This window comes from Cupriavidus sp. GW823-FHT07A04 (assembly GCF_058794615.1).
The window spans coordinates 614,707-635,138 of the sequence record NZ_JBXAHA010000001.1 but is presented as its reverse complement, the minus strand read 5'-3'; the positions used below and the strand labels follow the sequence as shown (position 1 = coordinate 635,138).

Genomic DNA, 20,432 nt, shown 5'->3' with positions numbered 1-20,432 from the left:
CTGAAAAGAGCTTGTAATGACCAAACGTCACCATCGCATCGCGCGATCTGCACAGCAGGCGGTGCGCCCCCAACCCGCCTTTGCCCTGAAGCGCGCCGCTGCCGTGCCGACGGTGCTGCTGGGGCTGACCGTGGGCGCCCTGGCCTTGGCCGCCCCGCCGGCACTCGCACAAAGCACCGGCCAGGCGGTGGACGCCCGGAGCCGCTTCAACGTGCCGACCGGCCCGCTGGGCGAGGCGCTCAAAGCCTATGCCGCTGCGGCCGGTGTCGAACTGACCGTGGATGCGAGCCTGCTCCAAGGCAGGAACAGCCAGGGGCTGTCCGGCAGCTACAGCGTGCGCGAGGGTTTCACCGAACTGCTACGCGGGCACGGTCTGCAGGCAGTGCGCGAGGCCAACGGCCGCTACACGCTAAGCCGGACGGCCCAACAGACGCAAAGCCCAGCCGCAGAAAGTGGGGTTACGTTGCCGGCGGTGACGGTACAGGCGAGCTCAGCGATCGACGCCTACGCCGGCGGGCAGGTGGCGTCCGGCAGCCGCGTGGGGCTGCTGGGCGACAAGGACTTCATGGAAACGCCGTTTTCCACCATCAGCTACACGGACAAGTTCATCGAAGACCGGCAGGCCAAGGACATCACCGACGTGATCGCCGCCACCGATCCCACGGTGTTCAGCAACGGCGTCACCGGCGCCTGGAGCGAGAACTACTCCATCCGCGGCTTCGCCTCCAACACCAGCGATATCACCATCGGCGGCCTGTTCGGCATGGCGCCGTACTACCGCACCACCCCCGAAATGTTCGAGCGTATCGAGGTATTGAAAGGCCCATCGGCCCTGCTCAATGGCATGCCTCCGGGCGGCTCGGTGGGCGGCACCGTCAATCTGGTGCCCAAGCGCGCGGGCGATGAGCCGCTGACGCGACTGACGGCGACCTACATGTCCAATGCGCAGTTCGGCGGACATGTGGACCTTGGGCGGCGCTTTGGTGAGAACAAGCAGTTCGGCATCCGCTTCAACGGGGTCTATCGGGATGGAGAGGGGGCCGTCAACCGGCAGGAGAAGAAAACCCAGTTCGCGTCCCTCGGGCTGGACTGGCGGGGCGAGCGCGCTCGCGTCTCTGCCGACCTCTACAGCAGCGATGACCGCGTGGACGGCGTGACCCGAGGCATCAATCTAGCCCCCGGCGTGGCAGTGCCCAAGCCACCCAGGCCCGAGACCCTGCTGAACCCGGATTGGTCCTTCGTCAACACCAGGGACAAGGGTGCGATCGTCCGCGGCGAATTCGACGTGAGCGAAAACCTGATGGCCTATGCAGCCTTCGGCACCAGCAGGACCAACTACAAGTACAACGGTACGATGTCGGCCCAGGTGCTCAACGCGGCGGGCGATGTTCGGCACAGCATGGGCCAACTGGCCTTCGATATTGAAAAGACATCGGGGGAAGCTGGATTGAAGGGCAAGTTCCAAACCGGCAGCGTCAAGCATCAATGGGCTTTAAACATCACGCACTACTCGGACACCGAAAGGGACTATGGCCGCAGATCGGTCCCGGGCGCGGACTGGACCACCAACATCTACAACCCGGTCTGGGGCCCAGCCGCCGGAATGCGTTGGCCGCCGACCCTCCACACGGAAACGCGCCTGACCAGCTACGGCGTAGCGGATACCCTGTCCTTTGCACAGGACAGGGTGCAACTGACGCTGGGCGTGCGTCACCAGGAAGTACTCACCGATACCTTCAGCCTCACGACCGGGGCGCGCAGTGCCCGCTATGACGCAAGCGCCATGACACCCGCGGCCGCGCTGCTGGTCAAAGCCACGAACCATATTTCCGTGTACGGCAATTACATTGAAGGGTTGAGCAAGGGTCAGACCGCGCCGGCAACTGCCGCCAATGCGGGAGAGCTGTTTCCGCCGTCCAAGACCAAGCAGAAGGAAATCGGCCTCAAGCTCGATCTCGGCGAATTCGCCCACACGCTCAGCTTGTATCAAATCGAGCGGCCAAGCAGCTATACCGACATTTCCACCAACGTCTTTTCCTTTGGCGGAGAGCAGCGCAACCGGGGTGTCGAGTGGGGCTTCTTTGGCTCGCCGCTGCGCGGCGTGCGCTTGATGGGTGGCATCGCCTATGTGGACCCCAAGCTCACCAAGACCGCCGGTGGCGTCAACCAGGGCAAGCAGGCGACCGGGGTGCCCAAGCTGCAAGGCAAGCTGGGCGTGGAGTGGGACACCTCCGCCGTGCCGGGCTTGACGCTGACCGCCAATGCGACCGCCGTATCCAAGCAATACATCAGTGCCGACAACTCGCTGTCGGTGCCGGGCCACACGGTGTATGACCTGGGCGCACGCTATGCTACCCAGGTCTCCAGCCATCCGCTGACCGTGCGGGCCAGCGTCAATAACGTGACAAACAAGGCCTATTGGGGCATGCCGCTGTTGTCCAGTTTGGCCCTGGGCGCCCCGCGCACCTTCATGCTCTCGGCCACGATGGACTTCTGAACGATGCGCGCGCATACGCGTCTGATGGCCGCGCCTGCTCGCGAGCCTATTGCAACGAGGGTGATGTCCCCGGCATGCCCTCCAGGGCGCTCTCGATCACCGCCTGAACCTCCAGCGCCCCTTGCAGGCGCCGGATAGCTGCATGCAGCTCTGCGGCCTGCGGCCAGGTCCGTTTCAGGTAGCTGAGCCACAGCTTGACGCGTCCGTGCTCGTGAGCGCATTCGTCATTGGCCTGCAGCTTCTTCAGGTAGCCGGCGATATGGCGGAGCACCGACGGCCATTCCTCGGCGCAGGGCGTTCTGTCCATCAGTCCGCGTATGCGCAAGGCCAGGAATGGATCCGACACGGCGCCCCGCCCGATCATCACGTCGGCACAGCCGCTGACGGCCCGGCATCGCTCCCAGTCCGCAACCGTCCAGACTTCGCCGTTGGCAACAACGGGCACGTCCACGGCGGCATCGATCCGAGCGATCCACTCCCAGTGTGCGGGAGGCCGGTAGCCATGATCGCGCGTCCTGGCATGCACGACGAGCGAGGCTGCGCCGCCTTCCGCCAGCGCCGTGGCGCAGTCGATCGCCAGCGCGGTATCGGACACGCCAAGCCGCATTTTGGCTGTCACGGCGATGTTCGCGGGCACTGCGGCGCGAACGGACAACACGATCCGGTTCAGCAGTTCCGGGTCCGCCAGCAGCATGGCCCCGCCACCGTGCCGGTTGACGACTTTGGCGGGACAGCCGAAATTCAGGTCGATGCCATGCGGCGACACGGTAGCTGCCTGGGCCGCATTGACCGCCAGCCACTCAGGATCGCTCCCGAGCAGCTGGATCACCATCGGCGTGCCGCTTGGAGTATGGCCGCCGTGAAGGATTTCGGGTGTGTCCCTCTCGTAGACACGCTCGGGAAGCAAAGAGCCCGTCACCCTGACGAACTCGGATACACATCCATCGTATCCTCCCGAGCCGGTCAGTACGTCGCGCAGCACGTAATCAGCAAGCCCCTCCATGGGGGCAAGAAACAGCCGGCTCATAGCAAAGCTGGCGGCGATGCCGGAAAACGAGAAAACGCCAAACCCACCGTCGGAACGGGCGTGGCCTCGGCGGCGAGCGCCTGGCGAAGGTCTTGGATTGCGGAGGGCATTGGGATTCGCGCTGTGCAGGCGAGTCCGCAGTATGAATCGCCACATTTGACAGGGGTAGCAGCCGCGGTGATTCCGCGCGTTACCCGAATATGCGTGATTTTAACCGATCGCCCCGATCAGCGAAGGAAGGTCATGCGTGCGCTGGGAATTCGCCTCCACGCCAGCCCGGCCTGAAGCCACTTTGCAGGAAAGGAGGCTGCCGGCGCCGCGAGGGTTCCATGCGTTCCCGGGGGATTGGGAACGCGCAACAGGCCGGCGAGGCGTGCGCCGGCTTATTTCTTGTCCGGCTGATTGAACGGGAACGTGCCAAACATGTTCTTGGCCTGGCTTTGCATCTGCTCCTGCATCTGCACGAACAGGTTCTTGCTCTGCTCGATGTAGTTGCTCATCATCCCTTGCATCATCGGGCCCTGCATGTTCATGAACTGGGACCACATATCGGGGCTGAACGGCTCGCCCGAGTACAGGCCCTTGGAGTTCTCGGCCAGCTTGCTCTGGATGTCGATGAAGGCCTGGATGTTCTTTTCCAGGTAGGTGCCCATCATGCCCTGCATCGCATGGCCGTAGTAGCGGATGATCTGCGACAGCATGGAGCTTGAGAACATCGGCACGCCGCCCGTCTCTTCTTCGAGAATGATCTGCAGGAGGATGCTGCGCGTGAGCTCGTCGCCGGACTTGGCGTCGATCACCTTGAAGTCTTCGGTATCCATCACGAGCTGCTTGACGTCGGCTAGCGTGATGTAGGTGCTGGTCTGCGTGTCGTAGAGCCGGCGGTTTGGATACTTCTTGATCAGTCGCTCTGCGCCTTTCTTGGTGGTAGCCATCGTGCTCTATCCTTTTATCGTCGCTGTTGCATGCTGCTGCACCGCATGCTGTGCGGTGCGCAAATCGGGACCGCCAGCGGGGGATACAACGTGTTGACCTGCAACGCATGATCTATTTTGGTGCGGGCTAGCCGCTGCCCTGATTCTATGCCCAACAAGGCACTATTGAAAGCCGGACCCGTTAAGGAAAACCCGCACGGGGCAAAGGATTGCGGGTGTTTGGGGCCCGCAATGCCGCGCCACGCCCGCGCGTTGGTGCGGTGCGGGGTGTGCGATGCAATATTGCTGCGGGGTGAGAGGCCTCCCGAGCGGCCGCGGAAATAAAAAAGGCCCTCGGCAGAGGACCTTCCCAAGACAAGAAACCATCCAGGAAAACCAGGGATGGCTTGCCGTTCATCACCCCATGTGCAGGCCGCCGTTCAGCGAGAAGTCCGCGCCCGTCGAGAAGCCCGACTCTTCGGACGCCAGCCACGCGCAGATCGAGGCAATTTCTTCCGGCGCGCCCAGGCGCTTGACCGGAATCGTGCCGACGATCTTGTCCAGCACGTCCTGGCGGATCGACTTGACCATATCGGTGGCGATATAGCCCGGCGACACCGTGTTCACGGTCACGCCCTTGGTCGCCACTTCCTGCGCCAACGCCATGGTGAAGCCGTGCAGGCCAGCCTTGGCGGTGGAGTAGTTGGTCTGGCCGAACTGGCCCTTCTGGCCGTTGACCGACGAGATGTTGACGATGCGGCCAAAGCCACGATCCGCCATGCCGTCGATGACCTGTTTGGTCACGTTGAACAGCGAGGTCAGGTTGGTGTCGATCACGGCATCCCAGTCGGCGCGCGTCATCTTGCGGAACACCACGTCGCGCGTGATGCCGGCGTTGTTGATCAGGATGTCGACCTCGCCCACTTCGGCCTTGACCTTGTCGAACGCGGCTTTGGTCGAATCCCAGTCGGCAACATTGCCTTCCGAGGCGACAAAATCGAAGCCCAGGGCCTTCTGCTGCTCGAGCCATTTTTCGCGGCGCGGCGAGTTGGGGCCGCAACCGGCCACGACCTTGTAGCCATCCTTGGCCAGACGCTGGCAGATGGCCGTTCCAATGCCACCCATGCCACCGGTTACGTATGCAATGCGCTGAGTCATATCTACTCCTTGATGGCTAGTTTTTATTGACGCCGGCAAGCGGGAAGCCCCCCGCGCCGGCACACCCCTCAGACCGGCCTGCGCGCTTGTTCGCTGCGGCAAGCCCGGCAAATCGTCACTTGCGTTCCACAGCCAGCGCCACACCCATGCCGCCGCCGATGCACAGCGAGGCCAGGCCCTTGTGGGCGTCGCGGCGCTTCATTTCGTGCAGCAGCGTGACCAGGATGCGGCAGCCCGACGCACCGATCGGGTGGCCAATCGCAATGGCGCCGCCATTGACGTTGACCTTGGACGTATCCCAGCCCATCTGCTTGTGCACGGCCAGGGCCTGGGCGGCGAAGGCTTCGTTGATTTCCATCAGGTCGAGCTCTTCCACGCTCCATCCGGCGCGCGACAGGCAGCGCTTGGACGCAGGCACCGGACCCATGCCCATCACCTTGGGATCGACACCGGCGGTGCCGTAGGCGCGGATCGTGGCCAGCGGGGTCAGGCCGAGTTCCTTGGCCTTGGCCGCCGACATGACCACCACCGCGGCGGCGCCGTCGTTCAGGCCCGAGGCGTTGGCAGCGGTCACGGAACCAGCCTTGTCGAAGGCCGGCTTGAGACCAGCGAGCGCATCTTGCGTGACGCCGTGGCGCACGAACTCATCGGTGGCGAACATCACCGGGTCGCCCTTGCGCTGGGGAATCGGCACCGGCACGATTTCTTCATCGAACTTGCCGGCCTTCTGCGCGGCTTCCGCCTTGTTCTGCGAACCGGCCGCGAACGCGTCCTGGGCTTCGCGCGTGATGCCGTATTCCTTGGCCACGTTCTCGGCGGTGACGCCCATGTGGTACTGGTTGTAGACGTCCCACAGGCCGTCCACGATCATGCTGTCGATCAGCTTGGCGTCGCCCATGCGGAAGCCATCGCGCGAGCCCGGCAGCACGTGTGGCGCGGCGCTCATGTTTTCCTGGCCACCGGCCACCACGATCTCGGCATCGCCCGCGGCAATCGCGTTGGCGGCCAGCATCACGGCCTTCAGGCCGGAGCCGCAGACCTTGTTGATGGTCATGGCCGGCACCATCACGGGCAGGCCAGCCTTCAGCGCTGCCTGGCGCGCCGGGTTCTGGCCGGAGCCGGCCGTCAGTACCTGGCCCATGATCACTTCGCTGACCTGCTCGGGCTTGACGCCGGCACGCTCAAGCGCAGCCTTGATGACGATGGCGCCCAGCTCAGGCGCGGGAATCTTGGCGAGCGAGCCGCCGAACTTGCCCACCGCGGTACGGGCAGCGGATACGATGACAATGTCAGTCATTGGGAGGTCCTCTCGAGTTGGATGCAAATAAGGGGTGAAAGAGGCCGGCCCCGCAGGGCGCCGGCCCGGACAAATCCTATGCCTTCGCCTTGACGTAGCGGCCCGGTGCCGGCTCGATCGCGCGGTAATCCTTGTTGCCGTAGTCGGTGGGGGCCACCTTGCGCGCGCCGGCGTGCTTGGCCAGCCAGGCCGCCCAGTCCGGCCACCAGCTGCCGGCGTGCTCGGCGGCGCCGTCGAACCACTCCTGCGCCGAAGCCGGGAGCTTGTCGTTGGTCCAGTGGCTGCGCTTCTTCTTGGCCGGCGGGTTGATCACGCCGGCGATATGGCCCGACGCGCCCAGCACGAAACGCAGTTTGTTCTTGAGCAACGCGGTGGAAGCATAGGCCGACATCCAGGGTACGATGTGGTCTTCACGCGAGCCATAGATGTAAGTTGGCACGTCGATGCTGCCCAGGTCCACCGGCGCGTTGCACACGGTCAGCTTGCCCGGCACCTTGAGCTCGTTCTGCAAGTAGGTATGGCGCAGGTACCAGCAATACCAGGGGCCCGGCAGGTTGGTGGCGTCGCCGTTCCAGAACAGCAGGTCGAACGGGACCGGCGTATTGCCCTTCAGGTAGTTGTCGACGACATAGTTCCAGACCAGGTCGTTGGGACGCAGGAACGAGAACGTGTTGGCCAGTTCCACGCCACGCAGCAACGCGCAGGGCGTGCCCGCCGCGCCACCCAGCGTGTTTTCACGCAGCTTGACGTGGGCTTCGTCGACGAACACATCGAGCACGCCGGTATCGGCAAAATCGAGCAGCGTGGTCAGCAGCGTCAGGCTGGCGGCGGGATGCTCGCCGCGCTTGGCCAGCACCGCCAGCGCGGTGGAGACGATGGTGCCGCCCACGCAGAAGCCCAGCACGTTGATCTGGTCCTGGCCGCTGATCTCGCGCGTGACTTCGATGGCGCGGATGGCGGCATGTTCGATGTAGTCATCCCAGCTGAGCTCGGCCATCGAGGCATCCGGATTGCGCCAGGAAACCATGTAGACGGTATGGCCCTGCTCCACCATGTAGTGCACCAGCGAGGTCTGCGGCTGCAGGTCGAGGATGTAGTACTTGTTGATGCAAGGCGGCACAAGCAGCAGCGGGCGCGCAAACACCTTGTCGGTGACGGGCTTGTACTGAAGCAGCTGGAAATAGGCGTTCTCGTAGACCACCGCGCCCTCGGTCACGGCCACGTTGCGGCCCACTTCGAAGGCGGATTCGTCGGTCTGCGAGATCTTGCCGCGGCCAAGGTCGTCGAGCATGTTGCGCACGCCGGCCCGCAGCGATTCGCCGCCGGAGTCGATCAGCTTTTTCTGCGCCTCCGGATTGGTGGCGAGGAAATTGGCCGGCGACATGGCGTCGACCCATTGCGAGATCGCGAAACGGATACGCTGGCGGGTCTTGGCATCGGCTTCGACCGCGCCCGCCAGCTCATTCATGGCACGCGCATTGATCAGGTAGAAAGCGGCAGCGTAGTGAAACGCCGCGCTGCTGCGCCAGGCATCGCCGGAAAAGCGGCGATCAGCCAGGGCCGTGGCGGGATTGGCGCCGCCCTCGGCCATGCTTCGCCAGAGCGCGGTGAAGTCCTTCATGTAGCGTTGCTGGATGTCGGCCAGTTGATCGGGCGCGATTTTCACGCCCGCCATGGCGGAACCCTTCAATGCCTCGAAACCGGGGATAAATGGCATGCCAGGCATGCCCTGCTGGGTCGTCGCACCGTTAGCCTGTGCCTGACGGGACCATTCCAGCCATGTCGCTGGATCAAATGGCCCCGAAGCAAATGAAAACGGTTGGGACTTGTCTTCCTTGGTGGAAGCTGCCGCACCTTTGCCGGTTGCCATGATGTTTCGTCTCTCTGCCGTCACTTATTTGAAAGCTGGCTGGGCGGCGTACCACCACCGCGGGGCTCTCCCCCGCCGCCAGCCTCGGAACCGGCCCGCGCTGACGCCCTCGGCTGGTGACGTCATGCGGTATGCTTGCCGGACACGCCGCGCCGCGGACCTGAACGTCCCGGCGGAGCCTGCGAATGCCTGCCAGCACACTGCCTTGCAGTGCATTCGAGGCCATTGTTGCCTTGCAATGTTATGCCTGTCAATGCGGAAAAATGCGCGGACCGGCGCTAACGGCAAAATGCGCTCAGCGCGAACCTGCGAGCCTCCCTTTGGCGCCACTCCGGCCACGGGGCTAGCTTGCCCGAGAAGGATGACTTCCTGATGTACATCGTTGCAATCGGTTGGCTGTATGTGGTCCTGATGATGGCCATTACCGAGCATACCGTGGTCGCGGGACTGGCCACGTTCGTCTTTTACGGCCTGTTCCCCGTGGCGATCCTCGTGTACATCATGGGCACCCCGGGGCGCCTGCGCCGGCGCAAGGCAGAGGAAGCGAGGCAGGCGAAGAGCGCGCAAGCGCCCTCCGGCTCCGTGGAACCTGCAGAATCCGCGGGACAGGAACAGCCGCCTGCCCGGGATTGACGCTGGGAAAGTTTCAGGCGGCCAGCCAGACCAGGCTGGCCATGCGCCCTGTGACGCCGTCGCGCCGGTAGGAGTAGAAGCGCTGCGCATCGCCAACGGTGCAGGCGTTGCCGCCGTACACCGCGGTGCAGCCGGCGCGGGCCAGGCGGATGCGGGCCAGCGTGTAGATATCGGCGAAGTACTTGCCGCCTGCGCCGGCGCGGAAGGCAAGATCCACCTGCGCCATCTCGTCAGGCCGCGCCTGGGCCAGGAACGCCTGCCGGACTTCGGCGCCAACCTCGAAGGCATCCGGGCCGATCGCCGGCCCGAGCCAGGCCAGCCACTGCGCCTGCGCGCCAACCTGCTTGCCCATACGCGCCAGGGTTGCCTCGATCACGCCGCCACACAGCCCTCGCCAGCCGGCGTGCGCGGCGCCAACCACGGTGCCGGCACGGTCGCACAGCAGCACGGGCAGGCAATCGGCGGTCATCACGGCGCAGACCCGGCCAGCGGTCGTGGCAATGCTGGCGTCCGCCTGCGGAGCCACGCCATCGGCGGCAAACTGGTCCTCGGTGGCGATCGCGCAGCCATGCACCTGCTCTAGCCAGCCGGGCACGGCCGGCAGCCGCGCGGCCAGCCGTGCGCGGTTGGCCGCGACCGCGGCGGCTTCGTCGCCCACATGGGTGCCAAGGTTCAGCCCGCCCGGGCTGCCGTCAGCCAGGCCGTAGGGGGCCTCGCTGACGCCGCCCTGGCGGGTGGTGGACAACGCGCGCACCCGCGCCGGAGCCGGCCAGTCCGGGACTAGCCAAGGCGCCTCAGTCGTCATCGCCGTATTCCCATGCGCCGTCCTCGCCTTCGGTCCAGCCGTCGTCCTCCTCTTCGTCGTCGGCACGGTCAAAGTCGAGCGCCTCGATCAGCGCCTGCAAGTCATCGGGCGGCTGCGCTTCCCAAGATACGAGCTTGCCGGTGGCCGGGTGCACCAGCCCAAGCCGGAAGGCGTGGAGCGCCTGGCGCGCCAGCGGCACCGGCAGCGGTGCCTTGATGGCCGGACGCTGGCCGCGCTGGGTGGCGGCGCGGTGATAGACCGGGTCGCCCACCATCGGATGGCCGATCGACTCGAAGTGGACGCGAATCTGGTGGGTGCGGCCGGTTTCGAGCTGGCACATCACCATGGAAACATGGCCGCGCCCGAGCGGCACCGTGCCAAGGGTACGGAAATGGGTGCGCGAGGGCTTGCCGCTGTTGGTGAGCACGATCGCCATGCGGATCCGCTCGCGCGGATCACGGCCGATCGGCGCATCGATCGTGCCGGACTCGGGCGTCACGCCCCACACCAGCGCCAGGTAGCTGCGCTTGACAGTACGCGCCTGCAGCTGGCGCACCAGGTCGGTCTGGGCGGTCAGCGTGCGGGCCACCACCATCAGCCCCGACGTTTCCTTGTCGAGCCGGTGGACGATGCCCGCGCGCGGCAGGCTTGCAGCCTCCGGGTAGCGGTGCAGCAGGCCGTTTAGCACCGTGCCGCCCCAGTTGCCGGCGGCAGGATGCACCACCAGGCCGGCGGGCTTGTCGATGACCAGCAGCGTGGCGTCCTCGTACACGACGTTGAGCGGCACGTCTTCGGCCACGAAGGCGCGCGATTCTGCCGCCGCCTGCGGACGGACCACGACGCGTTCGCCCATCTGCACGGAGGACTTGGAGCGGCGCACCTCGCCGTCGACCAGCACCGCCCCGTTCTCGATCCATTGCTGCAGGCGGCTGCGCGAGAAGCCGCTGAGGTGGCGTGCCAACAACTTGTCGAGGCGCTCGCCGTGTGATGCACCATCGACTTCGATCTCTACCGGCTGCATTTCCAATTCGATTGGAGATGCCTCCGCTCCTGCCTCCAGGCCGCCTAGCGCGGCCACATCGGTCAGGTCTTCCAGGTCCTCCACCTCGTTCAAGATGTCGGTTGAATCGGCAGCTTGCTGCTCGATGCCCTTGGCGGCGGTTTCCGACAAGGGGCTTGGGCTATAATGCTTGACGCTATTTTTCATCCGGGATACGTTGCCCATGCAATTGATGAGCATGAAGCGCGCCAGCTGGCGCGCAAGAATTGGAGCGATTCTGCTCGCAGGCGGCTGCGTCATGCTATCGGCGTGCGGCCTGCTGTCGGATCAACCAGACGAAACTGCCGGCTGGTCGGCTAACAAATTATATTCGGAAGCCAAGGACGCACTAGATTCCGGCGACTTTACCCGAGCTGTGAAGCTGTACGAGAAGCTTGAGGGACGTTATCCCTTCGGCCGTTTCGCCCAGCAGGCACAGATCGATACCGCCTACGCCAACTACAAGGACGGCGAAACCGCCGCCGCGCTTGCCTCGGTCGACCGCTTCATCCAGTTGCATCCGAATCACCCGAACGTGGATTATGCCTATTACCTGAAGGGCCTGATCAACTTCAATGACAATTTGGGCTGGCTCGGCCGTTTTTCCGGTCAGGACCTGAGCGAGCGTGACCCCAAGGCCGCGCGCGCTGCTTATGACGCCTTCAACACGCTGGTCACGCGCTTCCCGGACAGCAAGTACACGACGGACGCTGCCGCGCGCATGCAATACATCGTGAACTCGCTGGCCCAGCACGAGGTCCATGCGGCACGTTACTACTACCGCCGTGGCGCCTACCTGGCTGCGGCAAACCGGGCCCAGCAGGCGCTCAAGGACTATGACGGCGCACCGGCCAACGAGGAAGCGCTGTACATCATGATCCGCTCGTACGATTCGCTGGGCATGAAGGACTTGCGCGACGATACCGCCCGCGTGATGGAAAAGAACTTCCCCAACAGCGATTACATCAAGTACGGGGAACGCCGCAAGGACAAGTCCTGGTGGGAAGTGTTCTGAACGTCAGGCACCGCGCTTGAGTGCGCTGGCAACAAAAAACCCGATCGGAAGATCGGGTTTTTTGTTTGTTGGCCGCCGCCCGCGCCAGGCGGTCAATCGGGTGCGGCTTCCCCTGCGGCGTCGTCGGCCGCCGGCGCGCTTTCGCCATTGCGCAGCGACTCCAGGAAGTGCACCACCGTCTCGGCCTCGCGCGTGCGCTTGAAGGGCGGCAGGCTCTGCCAGATCTGGCGGCCGTAGGGCTTCTCCACCAGCCTGGTATCGCAGATCACCAGCACGCCACGGTCGGATTCCGAGCGGATCAGCCGCCCCGCGCCCTGCTTGAGCGTGATCACGGCATGCGGCAGCTGATGCACGGCGAACGGGCTCAGGCCCTTCTTTTGCAGTACTTCCATGCGCGCCGCCAGCACCGGGTCGTCGGGCGGGGCGAACGGCAGCTTGTCGATGATGACCAGCGAGAGCGCCTCGCCGCGCACGTCGACGCCTTCCCAGAAGCTCTGGCTGCCCACCAGCACCGCATTGCCAAGCTCGCGGAAGCGATCCAGCAATTCGGTACGGCTGGCCTGGCCCTGCACCAGCAAGGGCAGTTCCAGGCCGCGTTCGGCAAAGGCCTCGTAAAGCAGGTCGGAGGCACGTTGCACTGCCCGCAGCGTGGTGCACAACAGGAAAGCGCGGCCGCCGGCGGCCTCGATCAGCGGCAGCGCGGTCTGCACCACGGCGTCGGTGAACTGCGGCGACTGCGGCGCCGGCAGGTCGCGCGGCACGTAGAGCAGGCCCTGGGTGGCGTAGTCGAACGGACTGGGCAACGTCAGCGACTTGTCTTTGTCCAGACCAAGCTGGGCCGCATAGTGCGTGAAATTGCCCTTCACGGATAGCGTAGCCGAGGTGAAGATCCAGGCGCGAGGGTGCCCTTCGCGCTGGCGCGTGAAGATCGGCGCGATCGACAGTGGCGTGCGGTGCAACTGTACGGTCTGGGAGAACACCTCGACCCAGCGCACGGTTTCCGGCCCGAAGGCCGCGCTGGCCGGGGACTTTTCATCGCCCTCGACTGCGGCGGGCGGTGGCACCGCCTTGGCATCGTTGCGCCAGGCGGCCAGGCGCTGGTCGAGCTCCACCGCGCGGCGATGGCACTGCTCCAATGACTCGGCGCGTTCGGCCTGGCTTTCCAGCAGGGTCACGAATTCCGACAGCGCGGTTTCGAGCGCATCCAGCGTCTCGAAGAATGGCTTGCCGATGCGGGGATCCGCCTCGATCTGGCTCACCGCCAGGCGGGAATTGTCCCGGGTGAAGGCCAGGCGCAGGTCCCGCGCGGCGCGCTCCAGGGGGGCCGCGATCCGCACCCAGTCGGCGGCGTCCCGCGCGTGCGAGAGGCCCTCGGCCACGGTGTCCCGCGCCAGCTCCAGCAACTGGCTGGTGGACAGGCTCTCGCCGAAGAATAGCGTCGCCGTATCGGGCAACTGGTGCGCTTCGTCGAAGATCACCGTATTGGCCGCTGGCAGCAGCTCGGCCATGCCCGTGTCACGCAGCACCACGTCGGCAAAGAACAGGTGGTGGTTGACTACCACGATGTCCGCCTGCTGTGCTTCCTTGCGGGCGCGCATCACAAAGCACTCTTTGTAGCTCGGGCACTCCGTGCCCATGCAGTTGTCGCGGGTCGAGGTAACCAGCTGCCAGACCGGCGCGTTTTCCGGCACCGACGCCAGCTCGCCCTTGTCGCCCGACGACGTGACCTTGGCAAAGCGGGCGATCTCGCGCAGCCAGGCGGCATCCTGGCGCGAAGCCAGGCGGCCCTGGATCTCGGCCCGCTCCAGGTGGTAATGGCAGAGGTAGTTGGCCCGCCCCTTTAGCAGCGCCACCGACACCGGCACGTTGAGCGCTTTACGCACCGTGGGGATATCGCGAAGGAAAAGCTGGTCCTGCAGGTTCTTGGTGCCGGTGGAGAGGATCACCTTGCCGCCCCACAGCATGGCCGGAACCAGGTAGGCGAAGGTCTTGCCCGTGCCCGTGCCGGCCTCGACGATGACCGTGTCTGCGCGCTCGATCGCCCCGGCCACGGCGGCAGCCATCTGCTCTTGCGCCGCGCGCGGGCGATAGCCTTCGATGCCGGTGGCCAGTGTCCCGGTCTCGGCAAAGATAGTGGCCAGTTGAGCGGCGTGCGAAGCCGCCGTACCGGACGGCCCGGCAGCGCTGGCCGCCGGTGCTTCGGGCGAGTCAGGCGTGTCGGGCGTAGCGGCTTGATCAGACGGATCTGACGTTACGTTGGCGGCGGGCAGGTCTTCGGAGTCGGGCAAGGCGAGGCTTTTTGGCGAGCCACTTCAAGAGCGGCCCGGGGCAAGGGGAATCGGGGAATCAGGCGGGCACGTCCGGCTCGAGCTGAAGCTGTAGCAAGGTAATCGCGTCCTTGAGCTTGAGGCGGCGCTTTTTCAGTCGGCGCAGTTGCAGCTCATCGTGCGCGGCATCAGCCGCCATGCGGTCGATCAGGTAATCGAGATCGCGATGCTCGATCTGCAACTCCATGATCTGTCGCGATAAGGTATTCAGGTTGCGGTCCATGGGCTCCCCCGCTCAAAGCCGGCGCTGGGCGCCGGCGGGCCGGTACGGCAAATGACGTGGGCGCGGCCAGATGCATCGCGCCGACGTCTGGCACCGGCTATTGTCGCCGGTATTGCCCCCGGCTGTGGGCGCGGCGCTTAGCCGCTCAGAAACCGAAGGGACGTGGCGCGGACGCCTGACCCTGCTGCTCCTTGGCCTTGGCACGACGCTCGTCGACGTCTTTCTGCCGTTGCTCGGCGTCACGCTGCTTTTGCTCGTAAGCCTTGACATTTTCCTGCCGCTGCTTGGCTTGCTGCGCGCCCTGCTCCTGGGCGGCCTTGACGCGGGCATCGAAGTCGGCCTGCTTCTTGTCGTAGGCCTGGGCATTGGCGGCGCGCTGCGGCGCATCGGCCTCATGCTGCGCATCGCGCAGTTTCTGCTCTTGCTGCTTGCGCTCGTAGCTTTCGCGGCTGGCGCGCTCGTTGGCGTCGCGGCTGGGCTGCTCCGCTTCGTACTGGGCGCGCTGGATCGCCTGTTGCCGGTCACGCTCGGCCGCCTTGAATGCGCGCTCAGCGTCACCGACCTCAAGCTCCCGCTTGCGCAGCACCTGCAACTCGGCACGCTGCGCGTCCTTGGCCTTGTCGATGCAATGCGTGACAAAGAACTTGTTGTAGCAATCGTGCTCGGCCGTGCCATAGCGATAGGTGGTCCAGGCGCGCGAGTCGCTGATGGCCTTGCGCTCCGCGGCGAAATCCCGGGGCGGCGTTTGCGCCGCGCCGGCAGCGGCAGGAGGCTGCGCGGCACCAGGGGCCGCCTGCGCCTGGCCGAGCGTTGGCAGGAACAACGCCGCCAGGCCAGTGGCAAGCACGGCAAGCCGCACCTGCGCAGGCAGGAAGCGGGCCGCGCGGAGCACAGCCGGAGTGGCGAGGCGGTCGGGGAACGCGGCCGCAAGGGCGGTCGGATGTGGCTTGACGATCATGCTTGGATTCTAACATCCGCCCTGCCGGTTGCCGTGCTTGTTGCCACGCTTGTTGACATACGGGCAGGCCGGCATCCCGGCGCGGCGCCCCCGCCCCCGCGGGCACCCCGGGGCCACGCAGGCAGCCCCACTCCCAAGCGCCTCGCCGCGTGGCGGCAAGCTTGTGGCAAAATGCCCCGCTTTCGACCGACTGTTTTCCTGATGTCCACTCTGCCAGCTTCCGTCATGCAAAAGATCGTGTCGCTCATCGCGGCCGAACTGTCCGTCCAACCCCGCCAGGTGGCGGCGGCCGTAGAACTGCTCGACGAAGGCGCGACCGTGCCGTTCATTGCGCGCTACCGTAAGGAAGTGACCGGCAACCTGGACGACACGCATCTGCGTAATCTGGAAGAACGCCTGCTCTATCTGCGCGAGATGGAAGAGCGCCGCGCCACCATCCTCGCCTCGATCGAGGAACAGGGCAAGCTGACGCCCGAGCTGCGCGCAGCCGTCGAAGGCGCGGAGACCAAGCAGGTCCTGGAAGACCTTTACCTGCCCTACAAGCCCAAACGCCGCACCCGCGCCCAGATCGCGCGCGAATGCGGGCTGGAACCGCTGGCGCTGGCGCTGCTGGCCGACCCCACGCTGGACCCGCAGGCCGAGGCCGCCAAGTACGTCAACGGCAACCCCACCGCCGAGGGCGGCGTGCCGGACGTCAAGGCCGCGCTGGATGGCGCGCGCGACATCCTGTCGGAACAGTTTGGCGAAACCGCCGAGCTGCTCGGCAAAGTACGCGAGCACCTGTGGAGCCATGGCCTGGTCACCTCCTCTGTGATGGAAGGCAAGGAAGGCGCGGAAGAAGAGAAATTCCGCGATTACTACGAATACAGCGAAACCATTCGCACCATTCCGTCCCACCGCGCGCTGGCGCTGTTCCGCGGCCGCAATGCGGGCGTGCTGATGGTCAAGCTCGGCCTGGGCGAGGAACAGGACGCGATGGTGCCGCACCCGTGCGAAGGCATGATCGCGCGCCATGTCGGCATCCAGAACCAGAACCGCCCGGCTGACAAGTGGCTGGCCGATGTCTGCCGCTGGTGCTGGCGCGTCAAGGTGCAGCCGCACCTGGAAACCGAGCTGCTGACCCAGCTGCGTGAAACCGCGGAAAGTGAAGCCATCAAGGTGTTCGGCCGCAACCTGCACGAACTGCTGTTGGCCGCTCCGGCGGGTCCGAAGTCCGTGATGGGCATCGACCCGGGCATCCGCACCGGCTGCAAGGTGGCCGTGGTCGACGCCACCGGCAAGCTGATCGACACCGCCACCATCTACCCGCACGAGCCGCGCCGCGACTGGAACGGCTCGCTCGCCACGCTGGCGCGCATGGCCAAGCAGCACAATGTCATGCTGGTTTCGATCGGCAACGGCACCGCCAGCCGCGAAACCGACAAGCTGGTGCTGGACCTGATGAAGGCATTGCCCGAAGCCAAGCTGACCAAGATCGTGGTCAGCGAAGCCGGCGCCTCGGTGTACTCGGCATCGGAGCTGGCCGCCAAGGAATTCCCGGACCTCGACGTGTCGATTCGCGGCGCGGTCTCGATTGCGCGGCGCCTGCAGGATCCGCTGGCGGAACTCGTCAAGATCGATCCCAAGTCGATCGGCGTGGGCCAGTACCAGCATGACGTGAACCAGCGCGAGCTGGCCCGCGCGCTGGACGCCGTGGTGGAGGATTGCGTGAACGCCGTGGGCGTGGACGTGAATACCGCCTCGGCCCCGCTGCTGGCCCGCGTGTCCGGCCTGAACACGGTGCTGGCGCGCAATATCGTCGAGTACCGCGATGCCAACGGGGCCTTCCCCAATCGCGCTGCGCTGAAGAAGGTGCCGCGACTGGGTGACAAGACGTTCGAGCAGGCCGCGGGCTTCCTGCGCGTCAACGATGGCGACAACCCGCTGGACCGCTCCTCGGTCCACCCGGAAGCCTACCCGGTGGTCAAGCGGATCCTCGACCAGATCAAGAAGGGCCTGCCGGAAGTGATGGGCAATCGCGAAGCGCTGCGTGGCCTCTCGCCGACATCCTTCACGGATGAGACCTTCGGCCTGCCGACCGTGCGCGACATCCTGTCCGAACTGGAAAAGCCCGGCCGCGACCCGCGCCCCGAGTTCAAGACCGCCACCTTCCAGGACGGCGTGGAAGACATCAAGCACCTGCAGCCGGGCATGGTGCTCGAAGGCGTGGTCACCAACGTTGCCGCGTTTGGCGCGTTCGTCGATATCGGCGTGCATCAGGACGGACTGGTCCATATCTCCGCCCTGTCCACCAAGTTCATCAAGGATGCGCACGAGGCGGTCAAGGCTGGCCAGATCGTCAAGGTCAAGGTGATGGAGGTGGACGTCAAGCGCAACCGCATTGGCCTGACCATGCGGCTGGACGACGAGCCCGGCCAGGGCCCGGTCCGCGCGGGCCAGACCGACCGCGGCAACGCGCCGCGCCAGGGTCAGGGCCAGCGGCCCGGCCAGGGCAAGGGGTTCGGCGGCAATCAGCGCCGCGATGAACCGTCAGGCGCCATGGCGGCAGCCTTCGCCAAGCTCAAGCGCTGAGCCTCGCGGGACCGACGTAAAAAAGCCCCTGTGCCATGTGCACAGGGGCTTTTTTACTTTCTGCGGGCCAGTGAGGCTATCCCAGCCGCTACTGCGGCATGCGAGCCGGGGGGTGCCGTCAGATTTCCACCTTGGTTCCAAGCTCAACTACACGGTTGGCTGGAATCTGGAAGAAGTCCGAGGGCTTGGCACCGTTCTGATGCATCCACGCGAACAGGCTTTCACGCCACATCGACATGCCCGGCAGCTTCGACGGAATCACCGATTCGCGGGCGATGAAGAATGAGGTTTCCATCAGCTCGAACTGCATGTTGAGCTTGCGCTGGGCCAGATCCAGCACCCGCTGCACATCCGGCGTTTCCTTGAAGCCGTACTCGGACTTGAGGATGAACACGCCGCCGCCAAGATCCTTGCAGGTCAGGCGATGGTCATCGTCCACATAGGGCACGTCGCGCGTGACAAAGCTCAGGAACACCACGCGCTCATGCAGCACGCGGTTGTGCTTGAGGTTGTGAAGCAGCGAAACCGGTACGGACTCGGTGTTGCCGGTCAGGAACACGGCCGTGCCTTCGACCCGATGCGGCGGGTGCGCCAGCAGGCCACCGATAAACGGCTCGAGCGGAATGCCATCTTCCAGGCTGCGTGCGCGCAGCAGCTTGCGCCCGCTGTGCCAGGTCATCAGCAGGAAGAAGGCGGTGCCGCCCATCAGCAGCGGGAACCAGCCGCCCTCGGCGATCTTGAGCAGGTTGGCCGAGAAAAACGCCAGGTCAACCAGCAGGAAGGTCAGGCCGATCAGGGTCACCAGGATCGGGTTCCACTTCCAGACGTTGCGCATGACCACGGCGGCCAGGAACGTGGTGATCACCATGGTGGTCGTCACCGCGATACCGTAGGCGGCCGCCAGGTTGTCGGACTTCTTGAAGGCCACCACCACGATCACCACCAGCACCAGCAGGAGCCAGTTGATGACCGGCAGGTAGATCTGGCCGATTTCAGCGTCCGAGGTATAGCGGATGCGCATGCGCGGCACAAAGCCCAGCTGGATAGCCTGGCTGGTCAGCGAGAAAGCACCGGAGATGACAGCCTGCGAGGCGATCACCGTGGCAAAGGTGGCCAGCAACACCATCGGCAGCAGCAAGGGTTGCGGCACCATCAGGTAAAACGGGTTGCTGATGGCTTCGGGGTTCTGCAGCAGCATCGCGCCCTGGCCGAAGTAGTTCAGCATCAGGCAAGGCATCACCACCGCGAACCAGCCCGTGCGGATCGGCCGGATGCCAAAGTGACCCATATCGGCGTACAGCGCTTCCGCGCCGGTCAGCACCAGGAACACCGAGCCAAGCACCACAAAGGCCTGCAGCGAATGCTCCATCAGGAAGGTGACCGCGTAGTACGGGTTGACCGCCATCAGGATCGAGGGCACATGCATCATGTGGTAGGCGCCCAGCGCGCCTAGCGCGGCGAACCACACCATCATGATGGGCCCGAACAGCTTGCCCACCGCGGCGGTGCCGCTGCGCTGGATCATGAACAAGGCCACCAGGATCACCAGCGTGATCGGTATGACGAAGTGCGACAGCCCGGGCGCGGCGATCTCCAGGCCCTCCACCGCGGACAGGACCGAGATCGCCGGGGTGATCACCGCATCGCCATAGAACATGCAGGCGCCGAAGATGCCGAACATCATCAGCAGCTTTGCCATGCGCGAGCGCGGTGCCGCGGTACGCAGCGCCAGCGCCATCAGGGCCAGGATGCCGCCCTCGCCGTCGTTATCGGCGCGCATGACGAACATCACGTACTTGAGCGAAACCACGATGATCATCGCCCAGAACAACATGGAGATGATCCCCATGACGGCGGCGTCGCTAAATGGGATGCCGTGCTCGGTGCTGAAGCACTCCTTCAGGGCGTACAACGGGCTGGTACCGATATCGCCGAAGACGACGCCGATCGCCCCGATCACCAGCGCACGCTTGCTGGGACTTTCGACGAAATAATGACTGGATGCGGGCTGGGTCATGGATAAGGGTAAGGTTGAAAGGCTCGCGCAACGGCATCGGCGCACGGATATGTGCGCCTGAGATGGCGCAACGGCACCGCG

At 65.1% G+C, this 20,432-nt stretch carries 15 protein-coding genes; 4 read left to right on the top strand and 11 right to left on the bottom strand.

Annotation, left to right across the window (positions count from 1 at the left end; genetic code table 11):
* Positions 1–16: 16 nt before the first annotated feature.
* Positions 17–2,497, top strand: coding sequence for a TonB-dependent siderophore receptor (locus AC1Q7Q_RS02955; protein ID WP_492372793.1), 2,481 nt, complete (start codon positions 17–19; stop codon positions 2,495–2,497).
* A 46-nt stretch (positions 2,498–2,543) separates the two neighbouring features.
* On the opposite strand, the gene AC1Q7Q_RS02950 is transcribed toward AC1Q7Q_RS02955, so the two are convergent.
* The 5 genes from AC1Q7Q_RS02950 to phaC all read right to left on the bottom strand — a co-directional run bounded on the left by AC1Q7Q_RS02950 (position 2,544) and on the right by phaC (position 8,763).
* Positions 2,544–3,524 (bottom strand): tRNA dihydrouridine synthase, encoded by a 981-nt coding sequence (locus AC1Q7Q_RS02950; protein ID WP_492372792.1) that lies wholly within the window; start codon positions 3,522–3,524, stop codon positions 2,544–2,546.
* 383 nt (positions 3,525–3,907) lie between these two features.
* Positions 3,908–4,459, bottom strand: a complete 552-nt coding sequence (gene phaR / locus AC1Q7Q_RS02945) for a polyhydroxyalkanoate synthesis repressor PhaR (protein ID WP_006155938.1) — start codon at positions 4,457–4,459, stop codon at positions 3,908–3,910.
* A gap of 396 nt (positions 4,460–4,855) precedes the next feature.
* Complete coding sequence (locus AC1Q7Q_RS02940; RefSeq protein WP_043345337.1) at positions 4,856–5,596, bottom strand: 3-ketoacyl-ACP reductase; 741 nt, start codon at positions 5,594–5,596, stop codon at positions 4,856–4,858.
* A 115-nt stretch (positions 5,597–5,711) separates the two neighbouring features.
* Positions 5,712–6,893: an acetyl-CoA C-acetyltransferase gene (locus AC1Q7Q_RS02935; protein ID WP_043345333.1), complete on the bottom strand. Its 1,182-nt coding sequence runs from the start codon at positions 6,891–6,893 to the stop codon at positions 5,712–5,714.
* A gap of 76 nt (positions 6,894–6,969) precedes the next feature.
* Positions 6,970–8,763, bottom strand: coding sequence for a class I poly(R)-hydroxyalkanoic acid synthase (gene phaC / locus AC1Q7Q_RS02930; protein ID WP_492372791.1), 1,794 nt, complete (start codon positions 8,761–8,763; stop codon positions 6,970–6,972).
* Between the two features lie 372 nt (positions 8,764–9,135).
* Here phaC and AC1Q7Q_RS02925 point away from each other — a divergent pair, with 372 nt between their 5' ends.
* Positions 9,136–9,396 (top strand): hypothetical protein, encoded by a 261-nt coding sequence (locus AC1Q7Q_RS02925; RefSeq protein ID WP_492372790.1) that lies wholly within the window; start codon positions 9,136–9,138, stop codon positions 9,394–9,396.
* Positions 9,397–9,409: 13 nt separating this feature from the next.
* Here the strand turns inward: AC1Q7Q_RS02925 and pgeF are convergent, their stop codons facing one another.
* Positions 9,410–10,201, bottom strand: a complete 792-nt coding sequence (pgeF, locus tag AC1Q7Q_RS02920) for a peptidoglycan editing factor PgeF (protein ID WP_492372789.1) — start codon at positions 10,199–10,201, stop codon at positions 9,410–9,412.
* On the bottom strand, positions 10,191–11,501 hold the full coding sequence (locus tag AC1Q7Q_RS02915; RefSeq protein ID WP_492372788.1) for an RluA family pseudouridine synthase: 1,311 nt from the start codon (positions 11,499–11,501) through the stop codon (positions 10,191–10,193). Before AC1Q7Q_RS02915 ends, pgeF begins: the two co-directional genes overlap by 11 nt.
* On the opposite strand from AC1Q7Q_RS02915, the gene AC1Q7Q_RS02910 reads away from it, so the two are divergent.
* Entirely contained in the window at positions 11,425–12,255 is an 831-nt protein-coding gene (locus tag AC1Q7Q_RS02910; RefSeq protein ID WP_183031633.1) for an outer membrane protein assembly factor BamD, read from the top strand. The genes AC1Q7Q_RS02915 and AC1Q7Q_RS02910 overlap by 77 nt on opposite strands.
* A gap of 92 nt (positions 12,256–12,347) precedes the next feature.
* On the opposite strand, the gene yoaA is transcribed toward AC1Q7Q_RS02910, so the two are convergent.
* The 3 genes from yoaA to AC1Q7Q_RS02895 all read right to left on the bottom strand — a co-directional run bounded on the left by yoaA (position 12,348) and on the right by AC1Q7Q_RS02895 (position 15,763).
* Positions 12,348–14,525, bottom strand: a complete 2,178-nt coding sequence (gene yoaA / locus AC1Q7Q_RS02905; RefSeq protein ID WP_492372843.1) for a DNA repair helicase YoaA — start codon at positions 14,523–14,525, stop codon at positions 12,348–12,350.
* A gap of 76 nt (positions 14,526–14,601) precedes the next feature.
* Positions 14,602–14,805, bottom strand: coding sequence for a DUF465 domain-containing protein (locus AC1Q7Q_RS02900; protein ID WP_150987726.1), 204 nt, complete (start codon positions 14,803–14,805; stop codon positions 14,602–14,604).
* 145 nt (positions 14,806–14,950) lie between these two features.
* Positions 14,951–15,763: a hypothetical protein gene (locus AC1Q7Q_RS02895; RefSeq protein WP_492372787.1), complete on the bottom strand. Its 813-nt coding sequence runs from the start codon at positions 15,761–15,763 to the stop codon at positions 14,951–14,953.
* Between the two features lie 201 nt (positions 15,764–15,964).
* On the opposite strand from AC1Q7Q_RS02895, the gene AC1Q7Q_RS02890 reads away from it, so the two are divergent.
* Positions 15,965–18,334, top strand: a complete 2,370-nt coding sequence (locus AC1Q7Q_RS02890) for a Tex family protein (RefSeq protein ID WP_492372786.1) — start codon at positions 15,965–15,967, stop codon at positions 18,332–18,334.
* A 118-nt stretch (positions 18,335–18,452) separates the two neighbouring features.
* Here the strand turns inward: AC1Q7Q_RS02890 and AC1Q7Q_RS02885 are convergent, their stop codons facing one another.
* Positions 18,453–20,351 (bottom strand): potassium transporter Kup, encoded by a 1,899-nt coding sequence (locus tag AC1Q7Q_RS02885; RefSeq protein WP_492372785.1) that lies wholly within the window; start codon positions 20,349–20,351, stop codon positions 18,453–18,455.
* Positions 20,352–20,432 lie beyond the last annotated feature (81 nt).

Excerpts from the sequence above, each read along its gene's own strand:
- AC1Q7Q_RS02955 (WP_492372793.1), top strand. The coding sequence starts at position 17 with ATGACCAAACGTCACCATCGCATCGCGCGATCTGCACAGCAGGCGGTG.
- AC1Q7Q_RS02950 (WP_492372792.1), bottom strand. The coding sequence starts at position 3,524 with ATGAGCCGGCTGTTTCTTGCCCCCATGGAGGGGCTTGCTGATTACGTG.
- phaR (WP_006155938.1), bottom strand. The coding sequence starts at position 4,459 with ATGGCTACCACCAAGAAAGGCGCAGAGCGACTGATCAAGAAGTATCCA.
- AC1Q7Q_RS02940 (WP_043345337.1), bottom strand. The coding sequence starts at position 5,596 with ATGACTCAGCGCATTGCATACGTAACCGGTGGCATGGGTGGCATTGGA.
- AC1Q7Q_RS02935 (WP_043345333.1), bottom strand. The coding sequence starts at position 6,893 with ATGACTGACATTGTCATCGTATCCGCTGCCCGTACCGCGGTGGGCAAG.
- phaC (WP_492372791.1), bottom strand. The coding sequence starts at position 8,763 with ATGGCAACCGGCAAAGGTGCGGCAGCTTCCACCAAGGAAGACAAGTCC.
- AC1Q7Q_RS02925 (WP_492372790.1), top strand. The coding sequence starts at position 9,136 with ATGTACATCGTTGCAATCGGTTGGCTGTATGTGGTCCTGATGATGGCC.
- pgeF (WP_492372789.1), bottom strand. The coding sequence starts at position 10,201 with ATGACGACTGAGGCGCCTTGGCTAGTCCCGGACTGGCCGGCTCCGGCG.
- AC1Q7Q_RS02910 (WP_183031633.1), top strand. The coding sequence starts at position 11,425 with ATGCAATTGATGAGCATGAAGCGCGCCAGCTGGCGCGCAAGAATTGGA.
- AC1Q7Q_RS02915 (WP_492372788.1), bottom strand. The coding sequence starts at position 11,501 with ATGACGCAGCCGCCTGCGAGCAGAATCGCTCCAATTCTTGCGCGCCAG.
- AC1Q7Q_RS02900 (WP_150987726.1), bottom strand. The coding sequence starts at position 14,805 with ATGGACCGCAACCTGAATACCTTATCGCGACAGATCATGGAGTTGCAG.
- AC1Q7Q_RS02895 (WP_492372787.1), bottom strand. The coding sequence starts at position 15,763 with ATGATCGTCAAGCCACATCCGACCGCCCTTGCGGCCGCGTTCCCCGAC.
- AC1Q7Q_RS02890 (WP_492372786.1), top strand. The coding sequence starts at position 15,965 with ATGTCCACTCTGCCAGCTTCCGTCATGCAAAAGATCGTGTCGCTCATC.
- AC1Q7Q_RS02885 (WP_492372785.1), bottom strand. The coding sequence starts at position 20,351 with ATGACCCAGCCCGCATCCAGTCATTATTTCGTCGAAAGTCCCAGCAAG.